Raw genomic sequence first — 24,021 nt, forward strand, 5'->3', positions numbered from 1 at the left:
TTAAATTTATGCACTCGATTTTTACAATTTGGTTAAATAAATCCAGGTCAATACTTGACATATTCCAAAAAACAGTATAAAATTTATATATTGTATTATTTATAAAAATGTATTTCTTGTATATTATTTGTAACTTATTTTAGCAGGGGGATTTTTTTCTGATTCTACCTTGTAAATAAGTTACCTATATTAGAATTCATTTTGAATGTACAATGAAAACTTAATAAGGAGGTGCTCCTGTGCTAGAAGTAATTATTGCTATTGTAGTTACCTTCGCGATCACATCTCTCCTTGTTTGGAAACTTGCTACTGCTTATCGAATTAAAGTATATGAAGCAAAGATAGGCAGCGCAGAGGAAAAAGCAAGGGAAATCATAGATGAAGCTTTAAAAACAGCTGAAACTAAGAAGAGAGAGGCACTGCTCGAAGCAAAGGAAGAAGCTTTAAAAGCGAAAAATGAATTCGAGCGAGAAACTAGGGAACGAAGAGCAGAGTTACAACGCTATGAGAAACGTGTTCTTACCAAGGAAGAAACCTTGGATAGGAAGACTGAAGCACTGGAAAAAAAGGAAGCAAAGCTTTCTGTAAAGGAAGCGGAACTTGATAAGATTAAACAAGAAGTTGAGGAGTTCCATGCTAAACAATTACAGGAGCTGGAGAAGATCTCCGGATTAACCTCCGAACAAGCTAAGGAATATCTGTTAAAGACTGTTGAAGAAGATGTAAAACATGAAACCGCTGTTCTCATTAAGGAATTAGAGAACAAAGCAAAAGAAGAAGCGGACAAAAAAGCCAAGGAATATGTGGTTACAGCCATACAGCGATGTGCAGCTGATCATGTGGCAGAAACTACAATCTCGGTAGTTCAGCTTCCTAACGATGAAATGAAGGGAAGAATTATCGGTAGAGAGGGAAGAAATATCAGAACCCTTGAAACCTTAACAGGTGTAGATTTAATTATTGATGACACGCCTGAAGCTGTAATTTTATCAGCCTTTGATCCTATCAGAAGAGAAATTGCAAGAATTGCACTTGAAAAATTGATAGTTGATGGAAGAATTCATCCTGCTAGAATCGAGGAAATGGTTGAAAAGGCTCACAAAGAAGTTGAGGTGATGATCCGTGAAGCCGGTGAGGCTGCTACTTTAGAAGTAGGTGTCCATGGAATTCATCCGGAATTAGTTAAACTTCTTGGTAAAATGAAATTTAGGACAAGTTATGGTCAGAATGCCTTAAAGCATTCAATAGAAGTATCTATTATTGCAGGCTTATTAGCCAGCGAAATTGGAGTTGATGTAAGACTAGCAAAACGTGCCGGTTTATTACATGATATCGGCAAATCAGTGGATCATGAAATTGAAGGTACCCATGTTCAGATTGGTGTGGATTTATGTAGAAAATACAAAGAATCTCCAACCGTAATAAATGCAGTGGGTGCCCATCATGGAGATGAAGAATTCCAATCATTGATTGCATGTATAGTGCAGGCGGCTGATACAATTTCAGCGGCCAGACCGGGAGCAAGACGAGAGACCTTGGAAACATATACCAACAGGCTAAAACAATTAGAAGATATTACCAATGGCTTTAGAGGAGTAGACAAGTCATTTGCTATTCAAGCAGGTAGGGAAATCCGGGTTATGGTTGTACCGGAACAGATAAGTGACGCAGACATGATTTTATTAGCTCGTGACTTATCTAAGAGAATTGAAAATGAATTAGAATATCCGGGACAGATCAAAGTTAATGTAATTAGAGAATCCAGAGTAACTGATTATGCAAAATAAGAAAATGAAAATTAAGGGTGTCGGCATTGCTGACATCCTTTTTTGTATGTAAATTTATATTAAGATAAAGCAAACTACCAAGTATTGACAATAAAGTGTAATTATAGTAATATAGAAATTAATGACAAAATTGATAAAAAAATCCTACAAATTAAGAAATTAGGCTTATAATATATGTTCACAGATAAGAGATGATTTGTTGTCAAGATAGTATCTAACTCAGTAAAAGTGTAATATTTAAGGAGAAATATTATGAGAATTTTAAGAAATATTTTAATAGTTTCCATAATAAGCTTATGTTTTATTTTTAATGCTTGCTCAAAACAAGATGAAGCCAATAACTCGAAAACATTCACCAATATTAGTAAACCATTAAACCAAATAGATGATGAGAACATAGTATTACTGAACAACTATGTTTGTATATAAGGATGGTATTTATTATATAGTTGAAAGCGAAGATAATATTAATAAGACTATAAATAGAACTATGTTTTATGCTTGAGACAAATTCCCCTATACAGATTATAAAGTATTGCATTATACCACAAATCAAGGTCTGTATTTGTGCAGTGGCTTTATTTATATTTGCAGATATGTGGAATATGGTGGAACAACCTATGCTGTATTTAAATGATAATAAGTTTAGAAATCTATTGGCATTTATAGTACAGGTAGATAATTATAATTCGGAGGTTTTAATGCCTGCCTCTGTATTTTTTATACTACCGGTATTTTTATTTTATTTGTTGTTTCATGATGAATTAAAAAGAGGATTTAAAATATAGTTATTGATAAGAAATCTGATATAATATTTTATGGGAATTAAAGTAATAGAAGAATAAAATTAAACATATTGCACAATAATTCTTCCTGTGACGGACACATGGTGTTGTAGGATAATACTTTTTTTGAATTTTATTGATATTTTTGTTGCAATTTAAAAAGTCTTATATTACAATGTAATACAAATTCTTAAATTAAGGAAAAATAACCATAAAGGAAGGTGCAATATGGCATTAACATTATCTAAGAAAGCTATGGCAGTAAAGCCATCATCTACATTAGCTATTACAGCAAAAGCTAAAGAAATGAAAGCAAATGGTATTGATGTTGTAGGATTTGGGGCGGGAGAACCTGATTTTAATACTCCCGAGAATATATGTAATGCAGCCATTAATGCTTTAAATGAAGGTTATACAAAATATACACCGGCGGCAGGGAGTTTGGAACTTCGCAAGGCTATATGTGACAAATTTAAAAAATTCAATAATTTGAACTATGAAGCGGATCAAATTGTTGTCAGTAACGGTGGAAAGCATTCTTTAACCAATATTTTTACGGCAATCTTAAATCCCGGTGACGAAGTTATAATCCCTACACCTTATTGGCTAAGTTATCCTGAGATTGTTAAATTGGCTGACGGTGTTCCCGTTTTTGTTAGGGCAGATAAGAGTCAAAATTATAAAATTACAGCTAAGCAGCTGGAAGAAGCATGTACAGATAAGACCAAGGCCTTAATTTTAAATTCCCCTAACAATCCATCCGGTATGGTATATACAAAAGAGGAACTAGAAGCAATAGCAGAAGTGGCTGTAAAAAAAGATTTTTATGTTGTATCCGATGAAATGTATGAGCATTTGGTTTATGGAGATGAAAAACATATTAGCATCGGCTCATTAAACCATGAAATATATAAACGTACTATAACCTGCAGCGGAGTTTCTAAGGGGTATTCGATGACAGGATGGAGAATTGGCTATACCGGCTCTTCAAAAGAAATTGCAAAACTTATGAGCAGTGTTCAAAGCCATCAAACATCCAATCCTAATTCTATTGCTCAAAAAGCTGCTTATGAAGCACTGGTGGGGCCACAAGATTCTGTCTATGCTATGAAAAGTGAATTTGAAAAGCGCAGGAACTATATGACAGAAAGAATAGCAGCTATGAAACATATTTCTGCAGTAAGTCCCCAAGGAGCTTTTTATATGTTTGTAGATATAAGCCTTGCCTTAAGCAAAACCTACAAGGGGCAAAAGATAGAAAATGTTAATAACTTTTCTAAAATACTCTTAGAAGATTATAAGGTGGCGGTTATTGCCTGTGATGATTTTGGTTTTGACGACCATATTCGTCTATCATATGCAATTTCCTTAGAACAGATTAAAAAAGGACTTGACCGGATCGAAGAATTTCTTGAAAATTTACAATAATAGTATCATATAAGTAAATGAATATTTTAGTTATGGTAAAAATAAAATAAGCAAAAAAATAATGGTAGTGTTATAAAAAATGCTAAAACACTACCTATTTTTTGTTTTTTATGTTATTATTCAAGATAGACAGATTTATGATTAATGAAATAATCAGAAAGAGGTATGATTTAATGTCATTGTTTGGATTTATCGGCGCCGGAAATATGGGTTTTGCTCTTATGAAGGCATGTGTAAAAAGTTTTGGACAAAATCAAATTGCTTATTATGACCTTTCTATGGAAAAATGTTCTTTTGTAAAAGAGCAGCTAAATATTTCAGCTGAAAATGATAATATCTCTGTAGTTAATAAATGCAAATACTTGGTTCTTGCGGTAAAACCCCAGTTTTTACCTGAGGTTTTAGAAGAAATAAAGGAAGCTGTATCCGATCATATAGTTATATCAATTGTAGCCGGAGTCAATATTAAAAGTATTAAATCTATCTTAGGTTCTGCTACAAGAATTGTCAGAGCCATGCCCAATACTCCGGCCATGATTTCAAAAGGTTATACCGGAATATGTTTTAGTGAAGATAATTTCCATGATAGTGAAAAGGAATTAATATATAAATTTTTTAATGCCTTTGGAAAGTACGATATTTTTAATGAGAAATTGATGAATGCCGTAACTTGTGCCAGTGGCAGTTCCCCTGCCTATGTATATACATTTATAGAAGCTTTAGCCGATAGTGTAGTTAGTCTTGGAATACCCAGGGACAAGGCCTATACTATGGTTTCACAAACCATATTAGGAGCTGCAGCCATGGTACTTGAGGGCGGACAACATCCGGCCCATTTAAAAGACCAGGTGTGTTCACCTGCAGGAACCACCATAGCCGGTATAAAAGCCTTAGAAGAGTTCGGCTTTCGTAATGCCATAATGAAGGCAACAGATGCTTGTTATGAAAGAGCAGTAGAATTGACTGAAAAAAATTAAGAAAATTGACGGATTAAATGAGGTGCAAAAGTGGAACAATATAAAAGAATCAAAAGAGAATTATCACATAAGGGCAATATAATAGATTTTTATAGTGATACTATTGAAATTAACCAAGGAAATCAAGTTGTTTTTGACTTTATAAATCACAAGGGAGCATCGGCAATGATACCGGTTGACCGGGAAGGAAAAATTCTAATGGTACGCCAGTATAGAAACGCCATAGACAGTTATACCCTTGAAATTCCAGCCGGTGGTCTTAATCCCGGTGAAGATAACCTTAGCTGCGCTATTAGAGAGTGCGAGGAAGAGACCGGCTATAGGCCTAATAATCCACAGCATTTGATAGATGTACATACAACAGTGGCATTTTCCAACGAACTAATAAAAGTCTTTTATTCTAATGACTTAACCCCTAGTAAGCAAAATTTAGATGAAAATGAATTTGTATCAATAGAACGTTATTCCTTAGAGGAATTAATTTCAATGATATATGCAGGGAAGATTACAGATGCTAAGACAATTGCAGGACTCCTTGCCTATAATACTAAAATGAATTTATAAAGCTTGTTCTATTTAAAAAATCCTGTCATATCTATAGTTGATATAAGAAGTTTTTATATTAGATAAGGCGGGATGAGATTATGAAGCATATTAAAATAAGAGTACAAAGCATGAGTCTGATTCAGATTTCAATCCTCCTCATGATTTTAGGAGTGTTTTTTGGTGTATTCTTCGCTAATATATTTCAATCTAGCTATTATGATCGGATGATGAACTACCATAATCTTGTTTTTACTGAAATAGTAAGAGAGGATATTGATTATACAGGATTATTCCTATATGTTCTAAATAAAAACTTTAAAGAATTTATTGTATTTTGGCTAATTTCCATTACTATTTTAGGAATACCATATATGATTTTTAAACTACTAACCTTAGGATTTTCTATGGGATTTTTCATATCGGCAATAGCTATGCAATATGGGTTTAAAGGAATATTATTGATTTTGTCTTATGGATTTCCCCATGGACTTATTTATATTCCTTTGATTATCTTGTGTTTATATAAGGGCTATAGCCTATGTGTGTCAATATATTATGATAAAAGAAACTATGCTGGAACAATCATGGAACATATAAAATCCAATATTTTTGTATTGATCTTTCTGGCAGTTCTTCTTTTACTGGGAAGTTTTTTAGAAGCATATGTGGGCTCATTTTTCCTGAAAAAAACTCTTGTTTTTTACATAAATTAAATATCTGTTATATCAGTTATTTTTATAAAGAAGCAAATGAGGAGGTTTGGAATGAAGCAACAGATTGAGGATTTTATCAGCTATCTTCAGGAAGTGAAGCAGGCTTCACAAAACACAATCAGAGCTTATCAGAATGACTTAAAAAAATTAGAATCCTATCTTAGTCAGCAGGGGATTCAAACAGCTTCAAAAATCACAGAGACAAGCTTAAATTCCTATGTACTATATCTAGAAAAAGACGGTATGTCCCCGGCTTCTGTTTCAAGGCATATTGCTTCCATGAAGGCATTTTTATTATTCCTTCTAAAAAGAGGCCTTATTAGCGGAGACCCTTCCGAAAATATTAAAGCACCCAAGGTTGTAAAAAAGCCCCCACAGATATTAGAGGAAGATAAGATAATGGCCTTGTTAAACCAACCGGATCTTTCTTGTAGCAAGGGTATCCGGGATAAAGCCATGTTGGAGTTATTATATGCAACCGGAATGAAGGTATCAGAATTAATTAATGTAAAAGTATCCGATGTAAATTTATCAGGCAAATATATTACTTGTGGGGAAAAACAGGAGAGAAGTATCCCTTTTGGGGAGGCGGCAAAAAAAGCACTTAGAGACTATTTAGATATCAGAGAAACGGTATTTGATAGAAAGAATAATGAATATCTGTTTTTAAACAGTCAAGGGAAACAATTAAGCAGGCAGGGATTTTGGAAAATACTAAAAGGATATGCAAAAGAGACCGGAATAAGAGATATTAATCCTAATATGATTCGCCATTCCTTTGCAGCCCATATGATAGATAATGGTGCCGACATCGGTGTGGTACAAAAATTTTTGGGTCATACGGATATCAGTACTACACAATTGTATCTTTCACATAATTATCATAATAGCCGTGAAGTTTATGCCAATTCCCATCCAAGGGCATAATTCCATACAAGATATAATCCCATGTAGGTCATGGTATCATATAAGGGCATAACCCAACAAATAGTATAGGTTCAATGTAAAACATAATCTAATACAAAACATAACTTTTATTATATACTGATTTATGATATGAATTAGTACATAATTTAATAAAGCTTTATAAAAGGAAAAGTGTTAGGCACCAAATTTGGTGCCTAACGCTTTTTTTACAGTCCATCTGCAATAGTATATATTAACTTCTCTGATTCTTCCCATCCAAGACATGGATCTGTAATAGACTTTCCATATACATGGCCTGATACTTTCTGATTGCCGCTTTCTATATAACTTTCTATCATAACTCCTTTAACAAGTTTAGCAATATCAGGGCTTATTCTTCGGCTATGGAGTACTTCCTTAACTATTCGGGGTTGCTCTGCATAATTTTTATTAGAATTAGCATGGTTGGCATCCACAATTGTAGCAGGATATTTCAAGTTTCTTTCCTCATACATATTATATAAGCGTATAAGATCTTCATAATGATAATTAGGTATGGATTGACCATGCTTATTAACGGCTCCTCTTAGGATGGTATGGGCAAGGGGATTGCCGGAGGTTTTTACTTCCCATTTTCTATATAAAAAGGTATGACTGGCTTGAGCTGCTACTACTGAATTTAACATAACAGAAAAATCGCCGCTGGTGGGATTCTTCATACCGGCAGGTACGTCCATGCCGCTGATAGTTAGTCTATGCTGCTGATTTTCTACGGAACGGGCACCGACAGCTACGTAGGATAGCACATCTTTTACATAAGGCCAGTTTTCGGGATAAAGCATTTCGTCCGCCACCGTAAGTCCTGATTCGGCAATTGCTCTAAGATGCATCTTTCTCATGGCAATTAGGCCTTCCTGCAAATCAGGCTCTTTCTCAGGATCCGGCTGGTGTACGATTCCTTTATAACCTTCCCCTGTAGTCCTAGGCTTATTGGTATATAGCCTTGGTATAATGATTATCTTATCTTTAACTTTTTCCTGCACCCTAGCCAGCCTTGATATATAATCACAAACGGCATCTTCGTGATCTGCAGAGCAGGGGCCTATAATAACCAGAAACTTGTCAGATTTACCTGTAATAATATCTTTAATTTCTTTATCCCTTTCATTCTTTAAAATTACGTCCTTAGCCGGTAAGGGATAAGCTTTTAATAATTCTTCCGGTGATATAACCTGTCTTATAAATTCAAAGCTCATAGCAACACTCCCTTCTTGATATTGAGTTTCATTTTATATTTTTTTATATAGATAGTCAATCTGTAATTCTAATTTCATACATATTATTCATATTTATTAGAAAAATATAGGATTTTTCATTAAAAATGATATAATAGTTATATAGGCAGATGAAATATCTGTATTAATATTATGTTCCAAAAGAGAAAAAATAGGAGTGAAGCCCCATGCAAATGTATGATTTAATTAACAAAAAGAAAAATAAAGAAGTACTAACTAAAGAAGAAATTGAATTTATTGTTAATGGCTACACCAAAGGATCAATCCCTGATTATCAAATGTCCGCATTTTTAATGGCTGTATGTTTAAATAAAATGAACCATGAAGAAACAGCACATTTTACCATGGCTATGGCTAACAGCGGTGATATACTGGACTTATCGAAAGTCCATGGAGTTAAGGTAGACAAACACAGTACCGGGGGAGTGGGAGATAAGACCTCTCTTGTACTTAGTCCTATGGTTGCTGCTTTAGGAATTCCTGTTGCTAAAATGTCCGGAAGAGGACTGGGACATACGGGAGGAACCGTAGATAAGCTTGAAAGTTTTCCCGGTTTTTCAACTGAAATTTCCTCCGAACAGTTTATTGAGAACATAAATAAAATTAAGCTTGCTATAGTAGGTCAAACTGCAAATCTGGCTCCGGCCGATAAGAAAATATATGCCTTAAGGGATGTTACGGCAACCGTAGATAATATCTCCTTAATAGCCTCTAGTATTATGAGTAAGAAGATAGCTTCCGGATCCGATGTTATTGTTCTAGATGTAAAGACGGGAAGCGGTGCCTTTATGAAAAAATATGAGGATGCCTTGGCTTTGGCAAAAGAAATGGTTGAAATCGGAACAAGGGCAGGTAAAACCACATATGCTCTTATAACCGATATGAACCAACCTCTAGGAAGGGCCATCGGAAATGCAATTGAAGTTAAGGAAGCCATAGAAACCTTATCAGGTAATGGACCTAAAGATTTGCTTGAAGTAAGCCTTACCCTTGCTTCCTATATGGTTCTTGGTGCCGGAAAGGCAAAAACTTTTGAGGAAGCGAAAAAAATCTTGCAAGGTACTATAGAAAGCAAGAGTGCTTTAGATAAAATGGCTGAGTTTATCAGGGCCCAAGGGGGAGACAGTGAATTTGTTTATAATCCGGAATTATTAAAGACTGCTTCCATTTGCTATGATGTTAAAGCACCTTGTGATGGCTATGTGAAGGAAATCTTGACAGATGAAATAGGAATGGCTTCTTTAGTATTAGGTGGTGGAAGAGTAACAAAAGACAGCAAGATTGATTTAAGTGTAGGTATTATAATTCACAAAAAACTGGGAGATAAGGTTACAAAGAATGAGCCCCTTGCCACCTTGTATGCCAATGATGATGACAAGAGAAAGGAAGCCAAAAAGAGGATAATTGGTGCCTATGTTATTAGTAAAGAAGAGGTTGAGCGTCCTCCATATATCTATAGCATTGTAACAAAGGATGGAGTAAAGCGTGCATAATGCACGCTTTTTTTCATGTAATTAAATACCTATAAATTAAATATTTATATCATATAAGGGAGGTCTGTATGAAAATATCAAAAAGCTTATATAAAGGTATTTCAATTACATTGATACTTTTTATAATAATACTTTCTTTGTATAGAAACACCGGCTTGTTTTACCGTAAGAAGATAATACTCCCCTTTAGCCTCCATCTAAATAGGCAGGATCTTATATTGATTAAAGGAGAGGAATTTAGATTATTCGTTTATGGTATAAACAAAAGGGTATCATACCGTTCAACCAATATTAGGGTAGCCGGAGTGGATTTTTTAGGTAGAGTTTTTGCCTATAGAACCGGAAAAACCTATATAATAGCAAAGGTTTCCGGCAAAAAGCTTAAATGTCGAGTCAGGGTTATAGATCTTAATAAGAAACATCTAAAATTATCGGTGGGAGAAACTTATCGATTAAAAGTAAAAGGAATTACAGATTTTGCCCGATATAAAAGCAGCAATCCCAAAGTGGCAAAAGTAAATATCTTTGGAAAAATAAAGGCAAAAAAACCCGGAAAAACCACTATAACTGTATATATTAAAGGAAAAGTTCTTAAATGCAAGGTGACAGTAGAATAAATGAATATTTTCAAGACAAATTTATACTTGTATAGGTCTAAAATGATAGGGCATGGATTAAAATATTAGTAAAAGAATTATAGTGGAGTTTGTTATGAGAAAAATAAATATCCTGCTTGTGCTAGTATTATTAATTATGTTTATATTACCCAGTGCCATATTTGCCAGTAATATAAAATCTTCAAAACCGGATATTGACGGTGTCATACCGGTTACAGCCATGGTAGATTCTAAGATGGAACTAGAATCCCCCTCTGCCGTATTAATGGAAGGTTCTACCGGAACAATATTATTTGAAAAAAATAAAGATGAAAAATTAAAACCGGCCAGTATAACAAAAATAATGACTTTGTTATTGATTTTTGAAGCTTTAGATGCAGGTCAAATAAGTCTGACTGATGAAGTCAGTGTAAGTGAACATGCAGCCTCTATGGGAGGATCACAGGTTTATTTAGAACCCTATGAGGTTCAAAATGTAGAAACTTTAATAAAATGTATCAGTATATCCAGTGCCAATGATGCCTCGGTTGCCATGGCTGAACATATTGCAGGATCTGAAGAAGAATTTGTTGCCAGAATGAATAAAAGAGCTAAAGAGTTAGGTATGAATAATACGAATTTTGTAAACTGCTGCGGATTGGATGCCGACAATCACTATAGTACAGCTTATGATATTGCATTAATGTCTAGGGAGCTTATTACAAAACATCCCGAAGTTAGCAACTATGCAACTATTTGGATGGATACCTTCGTTCACACTACCAGAAAAGGAAGAACAGAGTTTGGACTGACCAATACCAATAAACTTATAAAATCCTATAAGGGCATTACTGGTCTTAAAACCGGCTCCACAAGCATTGCTAAATACTGCTTATCCGCCACAGCAAAAAGAGATAATATGGACCTAATTGCCGTAATACTGGCAGCACCGGATACAAAAACAAGATTTAAAGAAGCAGCTAAGCTACTTAATTATGGTTTTGCCAATTATTCTATATATGTTGATGATAACAAAGATATTGACCTTGAGCCTGTTAAAGTAAATAAGGGGGTCTTAGATTATGTAAACGGACATATTAAGGATAAATTTTCTTATTTATGTTCAAAAAACAGGTCACAGGAAAATATCAGGAAAGAAGTTGTGCTTTATGATAAGGTTCAAGCACCTGTATCATCAGGAGATAAAATCGGTGATATCATATATTATTATGATAATGAAAAAATAGGCATCATAGATATATTAGCTGCTGAAACAGTAAATAAAGCAGGCTTTAAAGATTGTTTGCTTAAGACTTTAAAAAAATATTTTCTTGCAACTAAATAAGCCATTCATTAATTTAATCTTTATTGACACTTTTTATCCTAATGGTATAGTATAATAAATATGCATTATTTTGATTGCATAAAATCAGAAAGGAGAAACCATGGTTTACTTATGGATATTCTCTGGTTTACTACTATTGCTAATTCTATGGTCCAGCCTGGAACAAAGGATATTAGTAAAATCGGAATATATTATTCAAGCAAGGAAGGAATCCCTGACAGAAGAAATTAACTTTGTTGTACTTTCAGACCTGCATAATAAAAAAATTGGGAAAAACAATAGGGTCCTGATTAAAAAAATATTGGATCAAAATCCTGATTTTGTTATAATAGCTGGGGATTTAGTAACAAAACGAAAACCCTGTTACCCAAGTAATGCATATGATTTGATTAAAGAGCTTTCAGATTATTATCCAATATTTTATGGATATGGTAATCATGAACAATCTTTTGAGGATATGAGTAAAGACCCTAATAAAGATGAATTTCTGTATGAAGCATGGTGTAAATATAAAAATAAGCTTTTAGATCTTGGTGTTCATCTTTTAGATAATAAAAGTATCATAATTCAAAGTAGTAATAATAAGCTCACAATAACCGGGCTTTCTTTACCTATGGATTATTATCGTAAAGGCAAGTTAGCAAAGCTTGAACAAGATGAAATTACTAATAAAATCGGCAAAAGAAGCAAAGAAGGATATCAGATTCTAATTGCTCATAATCCTATGTATTTTAAAGAATATATAGGCTGGAGGGCAGATTTGGTTCTTAGCGGCCATGTCCATGGGGGATTAGTAAGGCTTCCCTTTATTGGAGGGGTTATTTCTCCACAGGTAAGGCTGTTTCCCAAATATGACGCAGGATTATTCTCTGAGCAAGGTTATAATATGGTGGTTTCAAGAGGCCTAGGTACACATTCCTATATGCCTAGGTTCTTTAATCCACCACAGCTACTAGTTATAAAAATAAAGCCAAGTTAATGGTAGTCAGATGAAAGGAGCAATATGAGCATTCCGGTAAAACTGGAGGCATTTGAAGGTCCTCTTGATCTTCTGCTTCATTTAATAGATAAAAATAAAATAAATATATATGATATACCCATAGTTGAAATAACCGAACAATATCTTGAATATATTAAGCAGATGGAGTCAAAGAACCTAGAGATTATGAGTGAATTTCTGGTTATGGCTGCTACATTAATTAACATTAAATCCCGTATGCTTTTACCTTCTAAGGTTGAAGAAGATGAAGAAGAGATTGATCCTAGGCAGGAACTTGTAGAACGGCTGTTACAATATAAGATGTTTAAATATATGGCTGAGCAATTAAAGGACAAGCAAGAAGATGCTTCAAGGATTATGTTTAAGCCTCCCACCATACCTGAGGAAATTGGTGATTTTAAGGAAGAGATAGATGTCAGTCAGTTGATAGGAGATTTGACTCTTACTAAACTTCATGATATTTTTAAAAAGGTTATAAAAAAACAAACTGATAAAATAGATCCAATACGTAGCAAGTTTGGTAAAATTGAAAGGGAAGAAATTGATTTATCCCATATATTTACCTATATTCAGCAGTACGGTATTGAACATAAGAAATTTTATTTTAGCAATCTTTTAAAAGAAGAATCTACAAAGATGGAAATTATCGTAACCTTCCTAGGAATCTTAGAACTGATTAAGCTTGGAAGAATTAAGATAGAGCAGGATTATATGTTTGATGACATAAGGATTACTTATTTGGCTTCAGACATTATAGAAATGGAGGAGGAAGGATTTTAGTGGAGTTGAAATTAGCAGAAGCACAGATTGAGGCAATTCTTTTTACCATGGGAGAAGCTGTTGAGTTGGGTCGGCTGGCTAAAGCTATTGAACATGATGAGGAAACCACCAAAAAAATAATACATAGTATGATGGATAAATACGAGGATGAAAGCAGAGGTATTCAAATTATAGAGCTTAACGGAGCATATCAACTTGGAACTAAGGCTTCATTATATGAAACCATAGTAAAGCTTACCCATATCCCTAAAAAACATGTACTGACCGATATACTGCTGGAAACCCTATCTATCATTGCATATAAACAGCCCATTACCAAACTTCAAATTGAAGCAATTCGAGGGGTTAAATCAGATCACGCCGTTAATAAATTAATAGAGTATGGTTTAGTTTGTGAACTGGGCAGGATGGATGCACCGGGAAAGCCTATATTATTTGGTACTACCGAGGAGTTTTTAAGATGTTTCGGCTTACAATCATTAGAGGCTCTGCCGGCTATAAATCCTGAAAAAGTAGAAGATTTCAAACTACAGGCTGAAGAAGAGGCAGAACAGCTAACCCTAGATATATAAAATCAGAGTCTGTTTCAATCTATAAATTATATTGAAAACAGACTCTGATTTTATCTATTTATAGGTTGGTACCATGATATCAATCCCTCTTGCAGGGCCTCTTCAAAAGACGACGGAATATCCGGGGCTTTACCCCCATAATGCTTATAAAAACTTTCTGGGTAAAGAATTTTTTTATTCTTTTTTATACTGTCTATATCTACCCTTGCTTCTTCACCTTCTCTTATTTTCCTGGCTACTACAACAATTCGATAATTGGCCAGTTCGTAGGAACAGGTCGACAGGGTTAAAATTTGATCATCCTCATTTATATCTATATCATCAATATTATAAAAAGATCGAACCCTTAACTGATATATAAATTCTAAAAAGTCCTTATGGTTTTTAAAAGTGGATCTGTTATATCTGAAGAAATCACCTTTATCATCATTTCCCGGAGTTATAAATACGGAAAAAACCTTCCATAATGCCTCTTCATATATAGTATCAAAACTTATAATGGGATGTTCCTTCATAAAATCTAATTTTTTATATTCCAATAGATAATGGAACATATCATCAGAAGAGGTCATATTATGGCCGTGGATTACAAGATTTTTTGTATTCCTTTCTACTGATGAACTAGAATCTAGAAAGATGCTGCCGGCTTTTAGATATTCCTTAGTAGTCCAGTCCCTTGTCAGATAAAATTCCGGATCTTTAGGGTCGGATTGAACCACAACATAGTCAATCTTTGTATCGTTTTCCCCATTTATATTATCTATCTTAATCCAACCCTTAACCTCTTCATTAACTTCCAGTAGTTTTTTGAATTTAATAAGTCGTCCCTTCTCATCACGATTAGGATCGGGAGTAGGTGTTATTGCTACACTTATTTTTGAATCATCTGGAGTATTAATCCTATTATCAACTTCTATATTTGGCCCAGACCTCACATTAACTTGTGGTAAAGGAGTATGATATAAATCTCTAGCCTTATCTATAGCTTTTTTTAGCTTGTAGGGCTGTATTAGAACTTCATTAATAAAAAGAACTGAAAATACTATAAAACCTATGGTAAATAAAATCCTAAGGCTACGAATAATAATTTTTCTTCTTTTTTTCTTTTTACTAATAGACTCTTCAGACATAACAGTATCCCCTTTTGCTAAAATCTTGGTATATCATAATTATATATCTTAGGAATAAGTAGGTAAAGATACAAATAAATTGAAATAAAGAATAGGATAGGATGATTGTTTTGACAAAGATTAAACCTATGCTAAATTTAAGATTTTGTATCTGTTTTATACTTCTGCTTATATCGTCTCTTATCAATTATAATAGTTTATATAACTATTATAAGGATAACTTTAATCAAGAGATTATAAAAGAGGAGAATATTGAAGAAAAATTCAAAAAAGAAAATATTAAAATTCAAGAAGAACAATCCTACAGTCCATCCCCTAAAATAGAACTTAATTCTTTATCAGCCTTACTTATGGATGGTGAAAATAACCGGGTATTGTATGAAGTAAATGGATATCAAGAAATGCCCATGGCCAGTACAACAAAGATTATGACTTGTATTATAGCCTTAGAAGCAGGCAATCTTAATGATGTGGTAACAGTATCATCATATGCCGCAGGAATGCCCGATGTACAGTTACATATTAAAGCTGGGGAACAGTATTATCTAAAAGATCTTTTATATCCTCTGATGCTTGAAAGTCATAATGATGTTGCTGTGGCAATTGCTGAGCATATAGGTGGATCCGTTGAAGGATTTGCCACTATGATGAATGATATGGCCAGATCCCTAGGCTGTAATAATACCAATTTTGTAACTCCCAGTGGCCTAGATGCAGAAGGACATTATACTACTGCCAAAGATCTGGCGGTTATTGCATCTTATGCTATTAAAAACAAGGATTTTATTACCATAACTAATACACCTACATATCAATTTAAAGAGCTTAAAAAAGGAAGAACTTTTTCTGTTTCAAATAAAAATAAGTTCCTATATATGATGGATGGAGCAATAGGTATAAAAACAGGCTTTACCGGAAAAGCAGGATATTGTTTTGTAGGAGCCCTAAAAAGATCTGACAGAACACTAATTTCAGTAGTTCTAGCTTGTGGTTGGCCCCCAAGAAAAAATTTGAAATGGGCAGATACAAAGCAGTTAATGACCTATGGAATTGAAAACTTTGAAAAGAAGCAGATTTTTGAAGAGGTTAATCTAGATCCTGTCTATGTAGAAGATGGTCAAAGGGCTTATATTGGCCTTGATATAAAAGGAGATTTAAATCTCTTATTGGGAAAGAATGAAAAAGTTTCTATCGAATATGAGCTGCCGAAATCTTTATACGCACCTGTAGAAAAAGGATCCAAGGTGGGAGTGGCAAAATATTATATTGATAAAAAGCTATACACAGAAATACCGATTTTTACCACTGAAGAAAGTAAAAAGATTGATTTTAATTTCTGCCTAAAAAAAATAATAAAACTTTGGAGCTTGCAATATTAATAAATAATATTAATGACAAGCTTGTGATTTGAATCAAGGAAAAATGCATATAATCTATTTATACTGGGATTGTATTTAATATGAATTAGAAAAATACAAATATACACATAATAGTATATATTATTAAAGTGAAAGAAGAGGTGCTATATGAGAAAGAGGATAACAGATAAGGTTACATGGGTTGGTAAAGTGGATTGGGAACTTAAATCCTTTCATGGCCCAGAGTATTCTACTAATAAGGGTTCTTCCTACAATTCATATTTGATTAGGGATGAAAAGACTGTTTTGATTGATACTGTATGGTTGCCCTATGATAATGAATTTGTACAAAACTTAGAAAATGAAATTGATTTAAATAAAATTGACTATATTGTTGTTAACCATAGTGAAATCGACCATAGTGGAGCCCTTCCTGAACTTATGCGAAAGATACCAAATACACCCATATATTGTACGGCAAACGGTGCTAAAATCTTAAAAGGTCACTTTCATCAGGACTGGAATTTTGTTACTGTTAAAACCGGTGACACCCTAAATATCGGCAGTTCTACTCTTACCTTTGTAGAGGCTCCTATGCTTCATTGGCCGGATTCTATGATGACATATATGTCCGGTGAAAATATCTTATTTAGCAATGATGCCTTTGGACAGCATTATGCAACAGAAAGCTTATACAATGATAAAGTTGACAATTGTGAGCTTTTTGCAGAGGCAATAAAATATTATGCCAATATCTTAACTCCTTTTAGCCGGTTAGTTACAAAGAAGATACAAGAGGTATTAAGCTTTAATCTTCCCCTTGATATGATATGTACCAGCCACGGTGTAATATGGAAGAATGAACCTGTTCAAATTGTTGAAAAATATCTTGAATGGGCTAATGATTATCAGGAAAACCAGATTACCCTTATCTATGATACCATGTGGAATTCTACCAGAATAATGGCTGAATCAATAGCAGAAGGTATTATGAAGGCAGATCCTCAAGTTACTGTTAAAATATATAATTCTTCAAAAGAAGATAAGAATGATATTATTACTGAAATTTTCAAGTCAAAGGCTATCCTTGTAGGCTCACCGACAGTAAATAATGGACTTTTAAATTCAATTGCAGGACTTTTAGAAATGATTAAGGGTTTAAAGTTTAAGAATAAAAAGGCTGCTGCTTTTGGTAGTTATGGATGGAGCGGAGAAGTAGTAAAGCAAATTAACCAGAGTTTAAAAGAGGCCGGCTTTGAACTTGTAAATGAAGGAATTAGAAGCTTATGGGTTCCTGATAATAGTGAGATATCTAGTTTGATTGATTTTAGTAAATTATTTATAGAACAGATAAAATAAGGCAAATTAATAAATAAATAAGGATGACATAAGCAGTCATCCTTATTTTAATATATATATTTAATTTTCTTACTTATCAAATCCAAAATAGCTAATGCTATTATTGTAAGATATATCTTCTACAAGCTTTTTAAGAACTCTTAAATCATTAGGGAATCTACCTGTTTCCACGAAGTTTCCAAATACATCGCAAAGGATTCTTCTGAAATACTCATGTCTGGTATAAGATAAGAAACTTCTCGAATCAGTTAGCATACCTACAAAATTGCTGATAAGTGTGGTACTGGTTAGGGTTAGGATATGATCTCTCATACCAAGTTCATGGTCATTAAACCACCAAGCTGAACCATGTTGAATCTTTCCTAGGGCTGAATCATTTTGAAAACATCCCATAACCGTATCAATAGCGGCATTATCAATAGGATTAAGAGAGTATAAAATTGTTTTTGGCAACTGATCTGTAATTTCAAGGGAATTAAGAAAATCTGCCAGTTGTGCTGAGGAATTCCTGCTATTATCAATACAATCATAGCCGGTGTTAGGACCTAGCTTGTTAAACATACGGGTGTTATTATCTCTCTTACAACCATAATGAAGCTGCATAACCCAGTTTAATCTATGATTTTCTCTACCTAAGAATTGAAGTAAGGCTGTCTTAAACTTAAGGATTTCTTCTTCGGTAGGAATTTCCCCTGCTAAGCGGCGTTTCATAATTGATTCAATTTCATCATCAGAAGCAGGGTAGTACATAACAAATTCTAAACCATGATCAGAAGTTTTACATCCGACACTATTAAAGAATTCCATACGAGCCTTCAAAGCTTCACATAGGGAGGCAAAACTATTAATCTCAATATTGCTGACCTTGGAAAGTTTTTCAAGATAAGCAAGATAGCCGGGTTTTTCTAAGTTTACTGCTTCATCAGGACGAAAGGCCGGAAGTACCTTTGTCTCAAAAGATTTATCATTAGCAAGCTGTATATGATATTCTAATGAATCAATGGGATCATCAGTAGTACAAAGGAGTGTTACATTGGACTTACGAATTATACCCCTGGCACTTAAATTAGGATCTTTTAGCTTTTCATTACATAGTTCCCAAACTTCATTGGCTGTTTCTGAGTTAAGGATACCCTCATAATCAAAATATCTTTTAAGTTCCAGATGGCTCCAATGGTAAATAGGATTGCCTATGGCCAGTTCTAGGGTTTGGGCCCATTTTATAAACTTATCTTTATCCGGAGCATTTCCGGTAATATATTCTTCACTAACTCCATTAGCACGCATCAAACGCCATTTGTAATGGTCCCCTCCAAGCCAAAGCTGTGTAATATTTTCAAAGCGCACATCTTCAGCTATTTCCTTAGGGTTAATATGGCAATGATAATCTACAATCGGCATTTTTTCTGCATAATCATGATATAATTTTTTTGCTGTTTCAGTTGATAATAAAAAGTCTTGGTCCATAAAAGGTCTCATAATGTCCTCCATTCTGTTCATATGTTATTATTTTTGGACTACACTAAATTATATATTCGTCATATAGTAAAAGTCAAGCTATCAAAGATTTATGGGCAATTTTTATCTATTAATGTATTAGATTGCGTAAATAATGTCATATTAATATTAATATTTGATTAGAATAGTTGACTTAATATTTTTTTAGTTTTATACTTTAAGTTGCTAAATATGTATAGACAAGATAAGGAGAGATTTTATGGCTAAAGTTATTACTATGGGAGAAATTATGCTTCGTCTTTCAACTCCCGGATTTCAGAGATTTATTCAAGCAGACAGTTTTGATGTATGTTATGGAGGCGGAGAAGCAAATGTAGCCGTATCCTTAGCCAATTATGGACATGATGCTTATTTCGTAACTAAAGTTCCCAATAATCCTATCGGAGAAAGTGCAATTGCAGCTCTTAGAAAGTTTAATGTCAATTGCGATCATATAGTAAAAGGTGGAGATAGGCTAGGTATTTATTTTCTAGAAACCGGTGCTTCCATGAGAGCTTCCACCGTAGTTTATGACAGGGCAAATTCAGCAATAGCAGAAGCTGATCCTTCAGACTTTGATTTTGATAAGATTTTTGAAGGAGCAGATTGGTTCCATTTTACAGGAATAACTCCTGCTATCAGTGATAAAGCAGCTGTATTAACAGAGGAAGCCTTAAAGGCAGCCAAGAGAAATAATGTTACCGTATCTGTGGATCTTAACTATAGAAAAAAATTATGGTCAACAGAAAAAGCTCAACGTATCATGACCAATTTAATGCAATATGTAGATGTATGCATAGGTAATGAAGAAGATGCAGAAAAAGTTCTTGGCTTTAAACCGGGTAATACCGATGTTACCAGCGGAGATCTTGAACTTGCCGGTTATCAGGATATATTTAAACAAATGATTAACAAGTTTAATTTCAAATATGTGGTAAGTTCCCTTAGGGAAAGTTATTCTGCTTCCGACAACGGTTGGTCAGCTTGCATCTATGACGGCAATGAATTCTATCATTCTAAAAAATATAATATTAGAATTGTAGATCGTGTGGGCGGAGGAGATTCTTTTGCAGCCGGATTAATCTGTGGACTATTAGACGGCAAATCCATGAAGGATGCTTTAGAATATGCAGTTGCAGCCTCAGCCTTAAAACATACCATCCCCGGAGACTTTAATATGGTAAGCAGGGCAGAAGTAGAAACATTAGTAGGCGGAGATGCTTCCGGAAGAGTTCAAAGATAAATAACTTATCTTAGATAAATAACTTATCTTAGATAAATAACTTATCTTAGATAAATAACTTATCTTAGATAAAATTATCTTAGATAATGTATCTTAATCAATAATATTTTATAATTATTAGTTTTAACTTATTAATATAAATAAGCCAATTATCCTAATTTTAGGTTTATTGGCTTATTTTTCATAATACAATTTCTATTTATATGTTTAAACCTGAATAATATGTAAAAATTACTTGATATTTCGATCTAATACAAGTATGATAATTATTGTTTACATTTAAATTACGGAGGTCTATGACATGAAAAAAGTGAAAGTAAAAAAGGATCAGAAAAAAGAACCCATGAATAAAAAAACAAAAATCCTTATATATGCTTTAGCTGGGGTTATAGCACTACTATCAATTATGTTGATTTTACTTGAGAGCTCATCAGGTTATATAACAGTACATAACAAATCCAGCAGAAAACTAGAATATGTAAAGGCTTACTTTGTTGATATGGAAGGTCAATTTACCGAAACTATGCTATTTGAAGATCTTACAGATGGAGATAAGCTTAAATTGGATTTAGAAAAATTAGACTTATCATATCGTGAAGCTAATCTTGAAGTTATATTTAAGTTCGAAGGATATGATGAACTTTTTGTAGATGCAGGATATTTTAATGATGAATTTAAGGGAAAAATTACAATTAGCTTCACAGATACGGAAGATGAGAAGGTACTATTAAAAATAAAAGCTTCCGGAGGAATATTGCCTTCACCAAATATTAGTTGTAATGAAGAGCATATTGTTAATCTAGAAGAAGGATATGTAGAAGAATAATGTATGGGATTAATCCCTTATTATAAAGATAGCAAGGAGATAGAAAGATGATTAAACTTTATGATAAAGGTGTATATCTGGTTAATGGAAGAGAAATTATCGAAGATACGATGGATGTCCATTTAGCCGTTAAAGAAAAAACCGGTATTGATAATATAAGTAAGGAAGAAGCAAAAAAAGGTACTATGGCCTATAGTATATTAAAAAGTCATAATACCTCAGATAATATGGATAATTTAAGGTTAAAATTTGATAAACTTATTTCTCATGATATAACCTATGTTGGAATTCTTCAGACTGCAAGAGCCAGCGGACTTGAGAAATTCCCTATTCCATATGTATTAACCAATTGCCATAATAGTCTATGTGCCGTTGGTGGAACAATCAATGAAGATGACCATATGTATGGACTGTCTTGTGCCAAGAAGTATGGTGGAATATATGTTCCTGCCCATCAAGCAGTAATTCATCAATATGCCCGTGAAATTATGACTGAATGCGGCAGTATGATATTAGGTTCCGACAGCCACACCCGTTACGGTGCCTTAGGAACCATGGCTATGGGAGAGGGTGGACCGGAACTGGTTAAACAGTTATTGGAAAGAACCTATGACATTCCTATGCCCGGGGTAATCGCTGTTTATTTAACCGGAAGTCCAAGAAAAGGTGTAGGACCCCAAGATATAGCCTTAGCCATAATAAAAGCCGTATTTAAAAACGGTTATGTTAATAATAAGGTTATGGAATTTGTCGGGGACGGAATTAAAAATCTTAGTATGGATTACAGAATAGGCATTGATGTTATGACAACAGAAACCACCTGTTTATCCTCTATATGGGAAACAGACAATGCTGTTAAAGAATATTATGAGATACATAATAGGCCCTCAGCCTTTAAATATATTAAGCCAGAAGATATTGCCTACTATGATGGAATGGTATTCGTAGACTTATCACAAATCAAACCCATGATTGCCATGCCTTTCCACCCCAGTAATGCATATACCATAGATGAGTTGAATGCTAATCTTTATGATATTTTAGATGAAGTAGAAAAAAATGCCCTAATCAGCTTAGATAATAACAATATACAGTATACCTTAAAGGATAAAATTAAAAACGGAAAATTATATGTTGACCAGGGAACAATTGCAGGTTGTGCAGGGGGAAGCTTTGAAAATATCTGTGATGCGGCAGATATACTTGATAATAAGTATATCGGTGCTGATGAATTTTCCTTAAGTGTCTACCCAGCAAGCCAGCCTATCTTTATGGAACTTGTTAAAAATGGTGCTATAGCTAAGCTTACAGCAGCTGGAGCTACTATCAGAAGTGCATTTTGCGGACCTTGTTTTGGAGCAGGGGATACTCCTGCCAATAATGGCCTTAGTATACGCCATACTACCAGAAACTTCCCTAATAGGGAGGGATCAAAAATAACTAATGGTCAAATTGCCTCAGTGGCCTTAATGGATGCCAGATCTATTGCTGCTACAGCTGCTAACCAAGGATATTTGACATCAGCTGAGGATATTGATGTTAATTTCGGCAAGCCCCATTATTTCTACGACCGTAGAATATATGAAAACAGAGTATTTGACGGATCAAAAAATCCGGATCCTTCTATAGAAGTAAAACTAGGTCCTAACATAGTAGATTGGCCTAAGATGTCTAAATTAACCAATGACTTGGTTTTAAAGGTTGTTTCTGTTATCCATGATCCGGTAACTACAACTGATGAATTAATTCCCTCCGGTGAAACATCTTCATATCGTTCAAATCCTCTAGCCTTGGCTGAATATACCTTGTCCAGAAAGGATCCTGCCTATGTAGGGAGAGCAAAAGAAATTCAAAAAGCTGAAAAAGCCAGAATTGCAGGAGAGGATATATTAGAGGCTTATCCAAGCTTACTTAAAGTCTATGAGGCTATTGAAAAGAAATTTACCATAGACAGATATAATACCCAAATAGGAAGTACAATTTATGCCGTAAAACCCGGTGACGGCTCAGCAAGAGAACAGGCTGCCAGTTGTCAAAAAGTACTTGGGGGACTGGCAAATATAGCTAAGGAATATGCTACTAAACGTTATCGTTCCAATCTTATAAATTGGGGCATGTTACCCTTTTTATACGATGGTGATCTTCCTTTTGAGAACGGGGACTATATTTTTATCAAAGATATTAAAGAAGCAATAGAAAATAACAGATCTGAAATTAAGGCTTATGTGGTTAATAAAGATATGAAAGAATTCACCATGCAAATGCCTAAACTTACCGATGACGAGAGAAAAATCATTTTAAAAGGCTGTCTTATAAATTATTATAAAGATGAGGAATAAGCCTTGTAGAATAAAACTAATAATTAAGAGCTGCTTATCATAAAGC

At 33.9% G+C, this 24,021-nt stretch carries 21 protein-coding genes; 18 read left to right on the plus strand and 3 right to left on the minus strand.

The window, feature by feature from the left end:
- Positions 1-278 precede the first annotated feature (278 nt).
- The 7 genes from rny to SD1D_RS05355 all read left to right on the plus strand — a co-directional run bounded on the left by rny (position 279) and on the right by SD1D_RS05355 (position 7,163).
- Complete coding sequence (gene rny / locus SD1D_RS05325) at positions 279-1,787, plus strand: ribonuclease Y (protein WP_408606748.1); 1,509 nt, start codon at positions 279-281, stop codon at positions 1,785-1,787.
- Positions 1,788-2,407: 620 nt separating this feature from the next.
- Positions 2,408-2,575 carry a hypothetical protein gene (locus SD1D_RS12140; protein ID WP_157893097.1) on the plus strand — a complete coding sequence of 56 codons (168 nt, stop codon included), beginning with the start codon at positions 2,408-2,410 and terminating at the stop codon, positions 2,573-2,575.
- Between the two features lie 225 nt (positions 2,576-2,800).
- Positions 2,801-4,000, plus strand: a complete 1,200-nt coding sequence (locus SD1D_RS05335) for a pyridoxal phosphate-dependent aminotransferase (protein ID WP_058257971.1) — start codon at positions 2,801-2,803, stop codon at positions 3,998-4,000.
- Positions 4,001-4,173: 173 nt separating this feature from the next.
- A complete protein-coding gene (gene proC, locus SD1D_RS05340; RefSeq protein ID WP_058257972.1) occupies positions 4,174-4,977 on the plus strand; it encodes a pyrroline-5-carboxylate reductase in 804 nt (267 codons plus the stop codon).
- 30 nt (positions 4,978-5,007) lie between these two features.
- Entirely contained in the window at positions 5,008-5,541 is a 534-nt protein-coding gene (locus SD1D_RS05345; protein WP_058257973.1) for an NUDIX hydrolase, read from the plus strand.
- A gap of 80 nt (positions 5,542-5,621) precedes the next feature.
- Positions 5,622-6,236 carry a stage II sporulation protein M gene (locus tag SD1D_RS05350; protein WP_058257974.1) on the plus strand — a complete coding sequence of 205 codons (615 nt, stop codon included), beginning with the start codon at positions 5,622-5,624 and terminating at the stop codon, positions 6,234-6,236.
- A 51-nt stretch (positions 6,237-6,287) separates the two neighbouring features.
- Positions 6,288-7,163 carry a tyrosine recombinase gene (locus SD1D_RS05355; protein ID WP_058257975.1) on the plus strand — a complete coding sequence of 292 codons (876 nt, stop codon included), beginning with the start codon at positions 6,288-6,290 and terminating at the stop codon, positions 7,161-7,163.
- Positions 7,164-7,369: 206 nt separating this feature from the next.
- Here the strand turns inward: SD1D_RS05355 and SD1D_RS05360 are convergent, their stop codons facing one another.
- Positions 7,370-8,398, minus strand: a complete 1,029-nt coding sequence (locus tag SD1D_RS05360) for a 3-deoxy-7-phosphoheptulonate synthase (RefSeq protein ID WP_058257976.1) — start codon at positions 8,396-8,398, stop codon at positions 7,370-7,372.
- 206 nt (positions 8,399-8,604) lie between these two features.
- Here SD1D_RS05360 and SD1D_RS05365 point away from each other — a divergent pair, with 206 nt between their 5' ends.
- The 6 genes from SD1D_RS05365 to scpB all read left to right on the plus strand — a co-directional run bounded on the left by SD1D_RS05365 (position 8,605) and on the right by scpB (position 14,223).
- Positions 8,605-9,930, plus strand: coding sequence for a pyrimidine-nucleoside phosphorylase (locus tag SD1D_RS05365; RefSeq protein WP_058257977.1), 1,326 nt, complete (start codon positions 8,605-8,607; stop codon positions 9,928-9,930).
- A 68-nt stretch (positions 9,931-9,998) separates the two neighbouring features.
- The gene (locus SD1D_RS05370) at positions 9,999-10,547 is read left to right on the plus strand and encodes an Ig-like domain-containing protein (RefSeq protein WP_058257978.1); all 549 of its coding nucleotides are present in this window, start codon (positions 9,999-10,001) and stop codon (positions 10,545-10,547) included.
- Positions 10,548-10,641: 94 nt separating this feature from the next.
- The gene (locus SD1D_RS05375) at positions 10,642-11,871 is read left to right on the plus strand and encodes a D-alanyl-D-alanine carboxypeptidase family protein (RefSeq protein ID WP_058257979.1); all 1,230 of its coding nucleotides are present in this window, start codon (positions 10,642-10,644) and stop codon (positions 11,869-11,871) included.
- A 100-nt stretch (positions 11,872-11,971) separates the two neighbouring features.
- Positions 11,972-12,850 carry a metallophosphoesterase gene (locus SD1D_RS05380; protein ID WP_058257980.1) on the plus strand — a complete coding sequence of 293 codons (879 nt, stop codon included), beginning with the start codon at positions 11,972-11,974 and terminating at the stop codon, positions 12,848-12,850.
- A gap of 24 nt (positions 12,851-12,874) precedes the next feature.
- Positions 12,875-13,651 carry a segregation and condensation protein A gene (locus SD1D_RS05385; protein ID WP_058257981.1) on the plus strand — a complete coding sequence of 259 codons (777 nt, stop codon included), beginning with the start codon at positions 12,875-12,877 and terminating at the stop codon, positions 13,649-13,651.
- On the plus strand, positions 13,651-14,223 hold the full coding sequence (gene scpB / locus SD1D_RS05390; RefSeq protein WP_058257982.1) for an SMC-Scp complex subunit ScpB: 573 nt from the start codon (positions 13,651-13,653) through the stop codon (positions 14,221-14,223). The genes SD1D_RS05385 and scpB overlap by 1 nt, the downstream gene beginning before the upstream one ends.
- A gap of 50 nt (positions 14,224-14,273) precedes the next feature.
- Here the strand turns inward: scpB and SD1D_RS05395 are convergent, their stop codons facing one another.
- Complete coding sequence (locus SD1D_RS05395) at positions 14,274-15,353, minus strand: class B sortase (RefSeq protein ID WP_058257983.1); 1,080 nt, start codon at positions 15,351-15,353, stop codon at positions 14,274-14,276.
- Between the two features lie 110 nt (positions 15,354-15,463).
- On the opposite strand from SD1D_RS05395, the gene SD1D_RS05400 reads away from it, so the two are divergent.
- A complete protein-coding gene (locus tag SD1D_RS05400) occupies positions 15,464-16,732 on the plus strand; it encodes a D-alanyl-D-alanine carboxypeptidase family protein (protein WP_058257984.1) in 1,269 nt (422 codons plus the stop codon).
- A gap of 147 nt (positions 16,733-16,879) precedes the next feature.
- A complete protein-coding gene (locus tag SD1D_RS05405) occupies positions 16,880-18,070 on the plus strand; it encodes an anaerobic nitric oxide reductase flavorubredoxin (RefSeq protein WP_058257985.1) in 1,191 nt (396 codons plus the stop codon).
- Between the two features lie 69 nt (positions 18,071-18,139).
- On the opposite strand, the gene uxaC is transcribed toward SD1D_RS05405, so the two are convergent.
- Entirely contained in the window at positions 18,140-19,549 is a 1,410-nt protein-coding gene (gene uxaC, locus SD1D_RS05410; protein ID WP_058257986.1) for a glucuronate isomerase, read from the minus strand.
- Positions 19,550-19,787: 238 nt separating this feature from the next.
- Here uxaC and SD1D_RS05415 point away from each other — a divergent pair, with 238 nt between their 5' ends.
- The 3 genes from SD1D_RS05415 to SD1D_RS05425 all read left to right on the plus strand — a co-directional run bounded on the left by SD1D_RS05415 (position 19,788) and on the right by SD1D_RS05425 (position 23,975).
- Positions 19,788-20,810 carry a sugar kinase gene (locus SD1D_RS05415; protein ID WP_058257987.1) on the plus strand — a complete coding sequence of 341 codons (1,023 nt, stop codon included), beginning with the start codon at positions 19,788-19,790 and terminating at the stop codon, positions 20,808-20,810.
- A gap of 301 nt (positions 20,811-21,111) precedes the next feature.
- Complete coding sequence (locus SD1D_RS05420) at positions 21,112-21,636, plus strand: hypothetical protein (RefSeq protein WP_058257988.1); 525 nt, start codon at positions 21,112-21,114, stop codon at positions 21,634-21,636.
- A 47-nt stretch (positions 21,637-21,683) separates the two neighbouring features.
- A complete protein-coding gene (locus SD1D_RS05425) occupies positions 21,684-23,975 on the plus strand; it encodes a hydratase (protein ID WP_058257989.1) in 2,292 nt (763 codons plus the stop codon).
- The last annotated feature ends 46 nt before the right edge of the window (positions 23,976-24,021 follow it).

Source organism: Herbinix luporum (assembly GCF_900070325.1).
Taxonomy (GTDB): Bacteria; Bacillota; Clostridia; order Lachnospirales; family Lachnospiraceae; genus Mobilitalea; species Mobilitalea luporum.

Bases quoted from the DNA above. Each gene is read 5' to 3' on its own strand.
- SD1D_RS05355 (WP_058257975.1), top strand. From the start codon at position 6,288: ATGAAGCAACAGATTGAGGATTTTATCAGCTATCTTCAGGAAGTGAAG.
- SD1D_RS05425 (WP_058257989.1), top strand. From the start codon at position 21,684: ATGATTAAACTTTATGATAAAGGTGTATATCTGGTTAATGGAAGAGAA.
- SD1D_RS05365 (WP_058257977.1), top strand. From the start codon at position 8,605: ATGCAAATGTATGATTTAATTAACAAAAAGAAAAATAAAGAAGTACTA.
- SD1D_RS05360 (WP_058257976.1), bottom strand. From the start codon at position 8,398: ATGAGCTTTGAATTTATAAGACAGGTTATATCACCGGAAGAATTATTA.
- SD1D_RS05335 (WP_058257971.1), top strand. From the start codon at position 2,801: ATGGCATTAACATTATCTAAGAAAGCTATGGCAGTAAAGCCATCATCT.
- uxaC (WP_058257986.1), bottom strand. From the start codon at position 19,549: ATGAGACCTTTTATGGACCAAGACTTTTTATTATCAACTGAAACAGCA.
- SD1D_RS05405 (WP_058257985.1), top strand. From the start codon at position 16,880: ATGAGAAAGAGGATAACAGATAAGGTTACATGGGTTGGTAAAGTGGAT.
- SD1D_RS05370 (WP_058257978.1), top strand. From the start codon at position 9,999: ATGAAAATATCAAAAAGCTTATATAAAGGTATTTCAATTACATTGATA.
- SD1D_RS05395 (WP_058257983.1), bottom strand. From the start codon at position 15,353: ATGTCTGAAGAGTCTATTAGTAAAAAGAAAAAAAGAAGAAAAATTATT.
- SD1D_RS12140 (WP_157893097.1), top strand. From the start codon at position 2,408: ATGCTGTATTTAAATGATAATAAGTTTAGAAATCTATTGGCATTTATA.
- SD1D_RS05350 (WP_058257974.1), top strand. From the start codon at position 5,622: ATGAAGCATATTAAAATAAGAGTACAAAGCATGAGTCTGATTCAGATT.
- SD1D_RS05415 (WP_058257987.1), top strand. From the start codon at position 19,788: ATGGCTAAAGTTATTACTATGGGAGAAATTATGCTTCGTCTTTCAACT.
- SD1D_RS05385 (WP_058257981.1), top strand. From the start codon at position 12,875: ATGAGCATTCCGGTAAAACTGGAGGCATTTGAAGGTCCTCTTGATCTT.
- SD1D_RS05375 (WP_058257979.1), top strand. From the start codon at position 10,642: ATGAGAAAAATAAATATCCTGCTTGTGCTAGTATTATTAATTATGTTT.
- proC (WP_058257972.1), top strand. From the start codon at position 4,174: ATGTCATTGTTTGGATTTATCGGCGCCGGAAATATGGGTTTTGCTCTT.
- SD1D_RS05420 (WP_058257988.1), top strand. From the start codon at position 21,112: ATGAAAAAAGTGAAAGTAAAAAAGGATCAGAAAAAAGAACCCATGAAT.
- SD1D_RS05380 (WP_058257980.1), top strand. From the start codon at position 11,972: ATGGTTTACTTATGGATATTCTCTGGTTTACTACTATTGCTAATTCTA.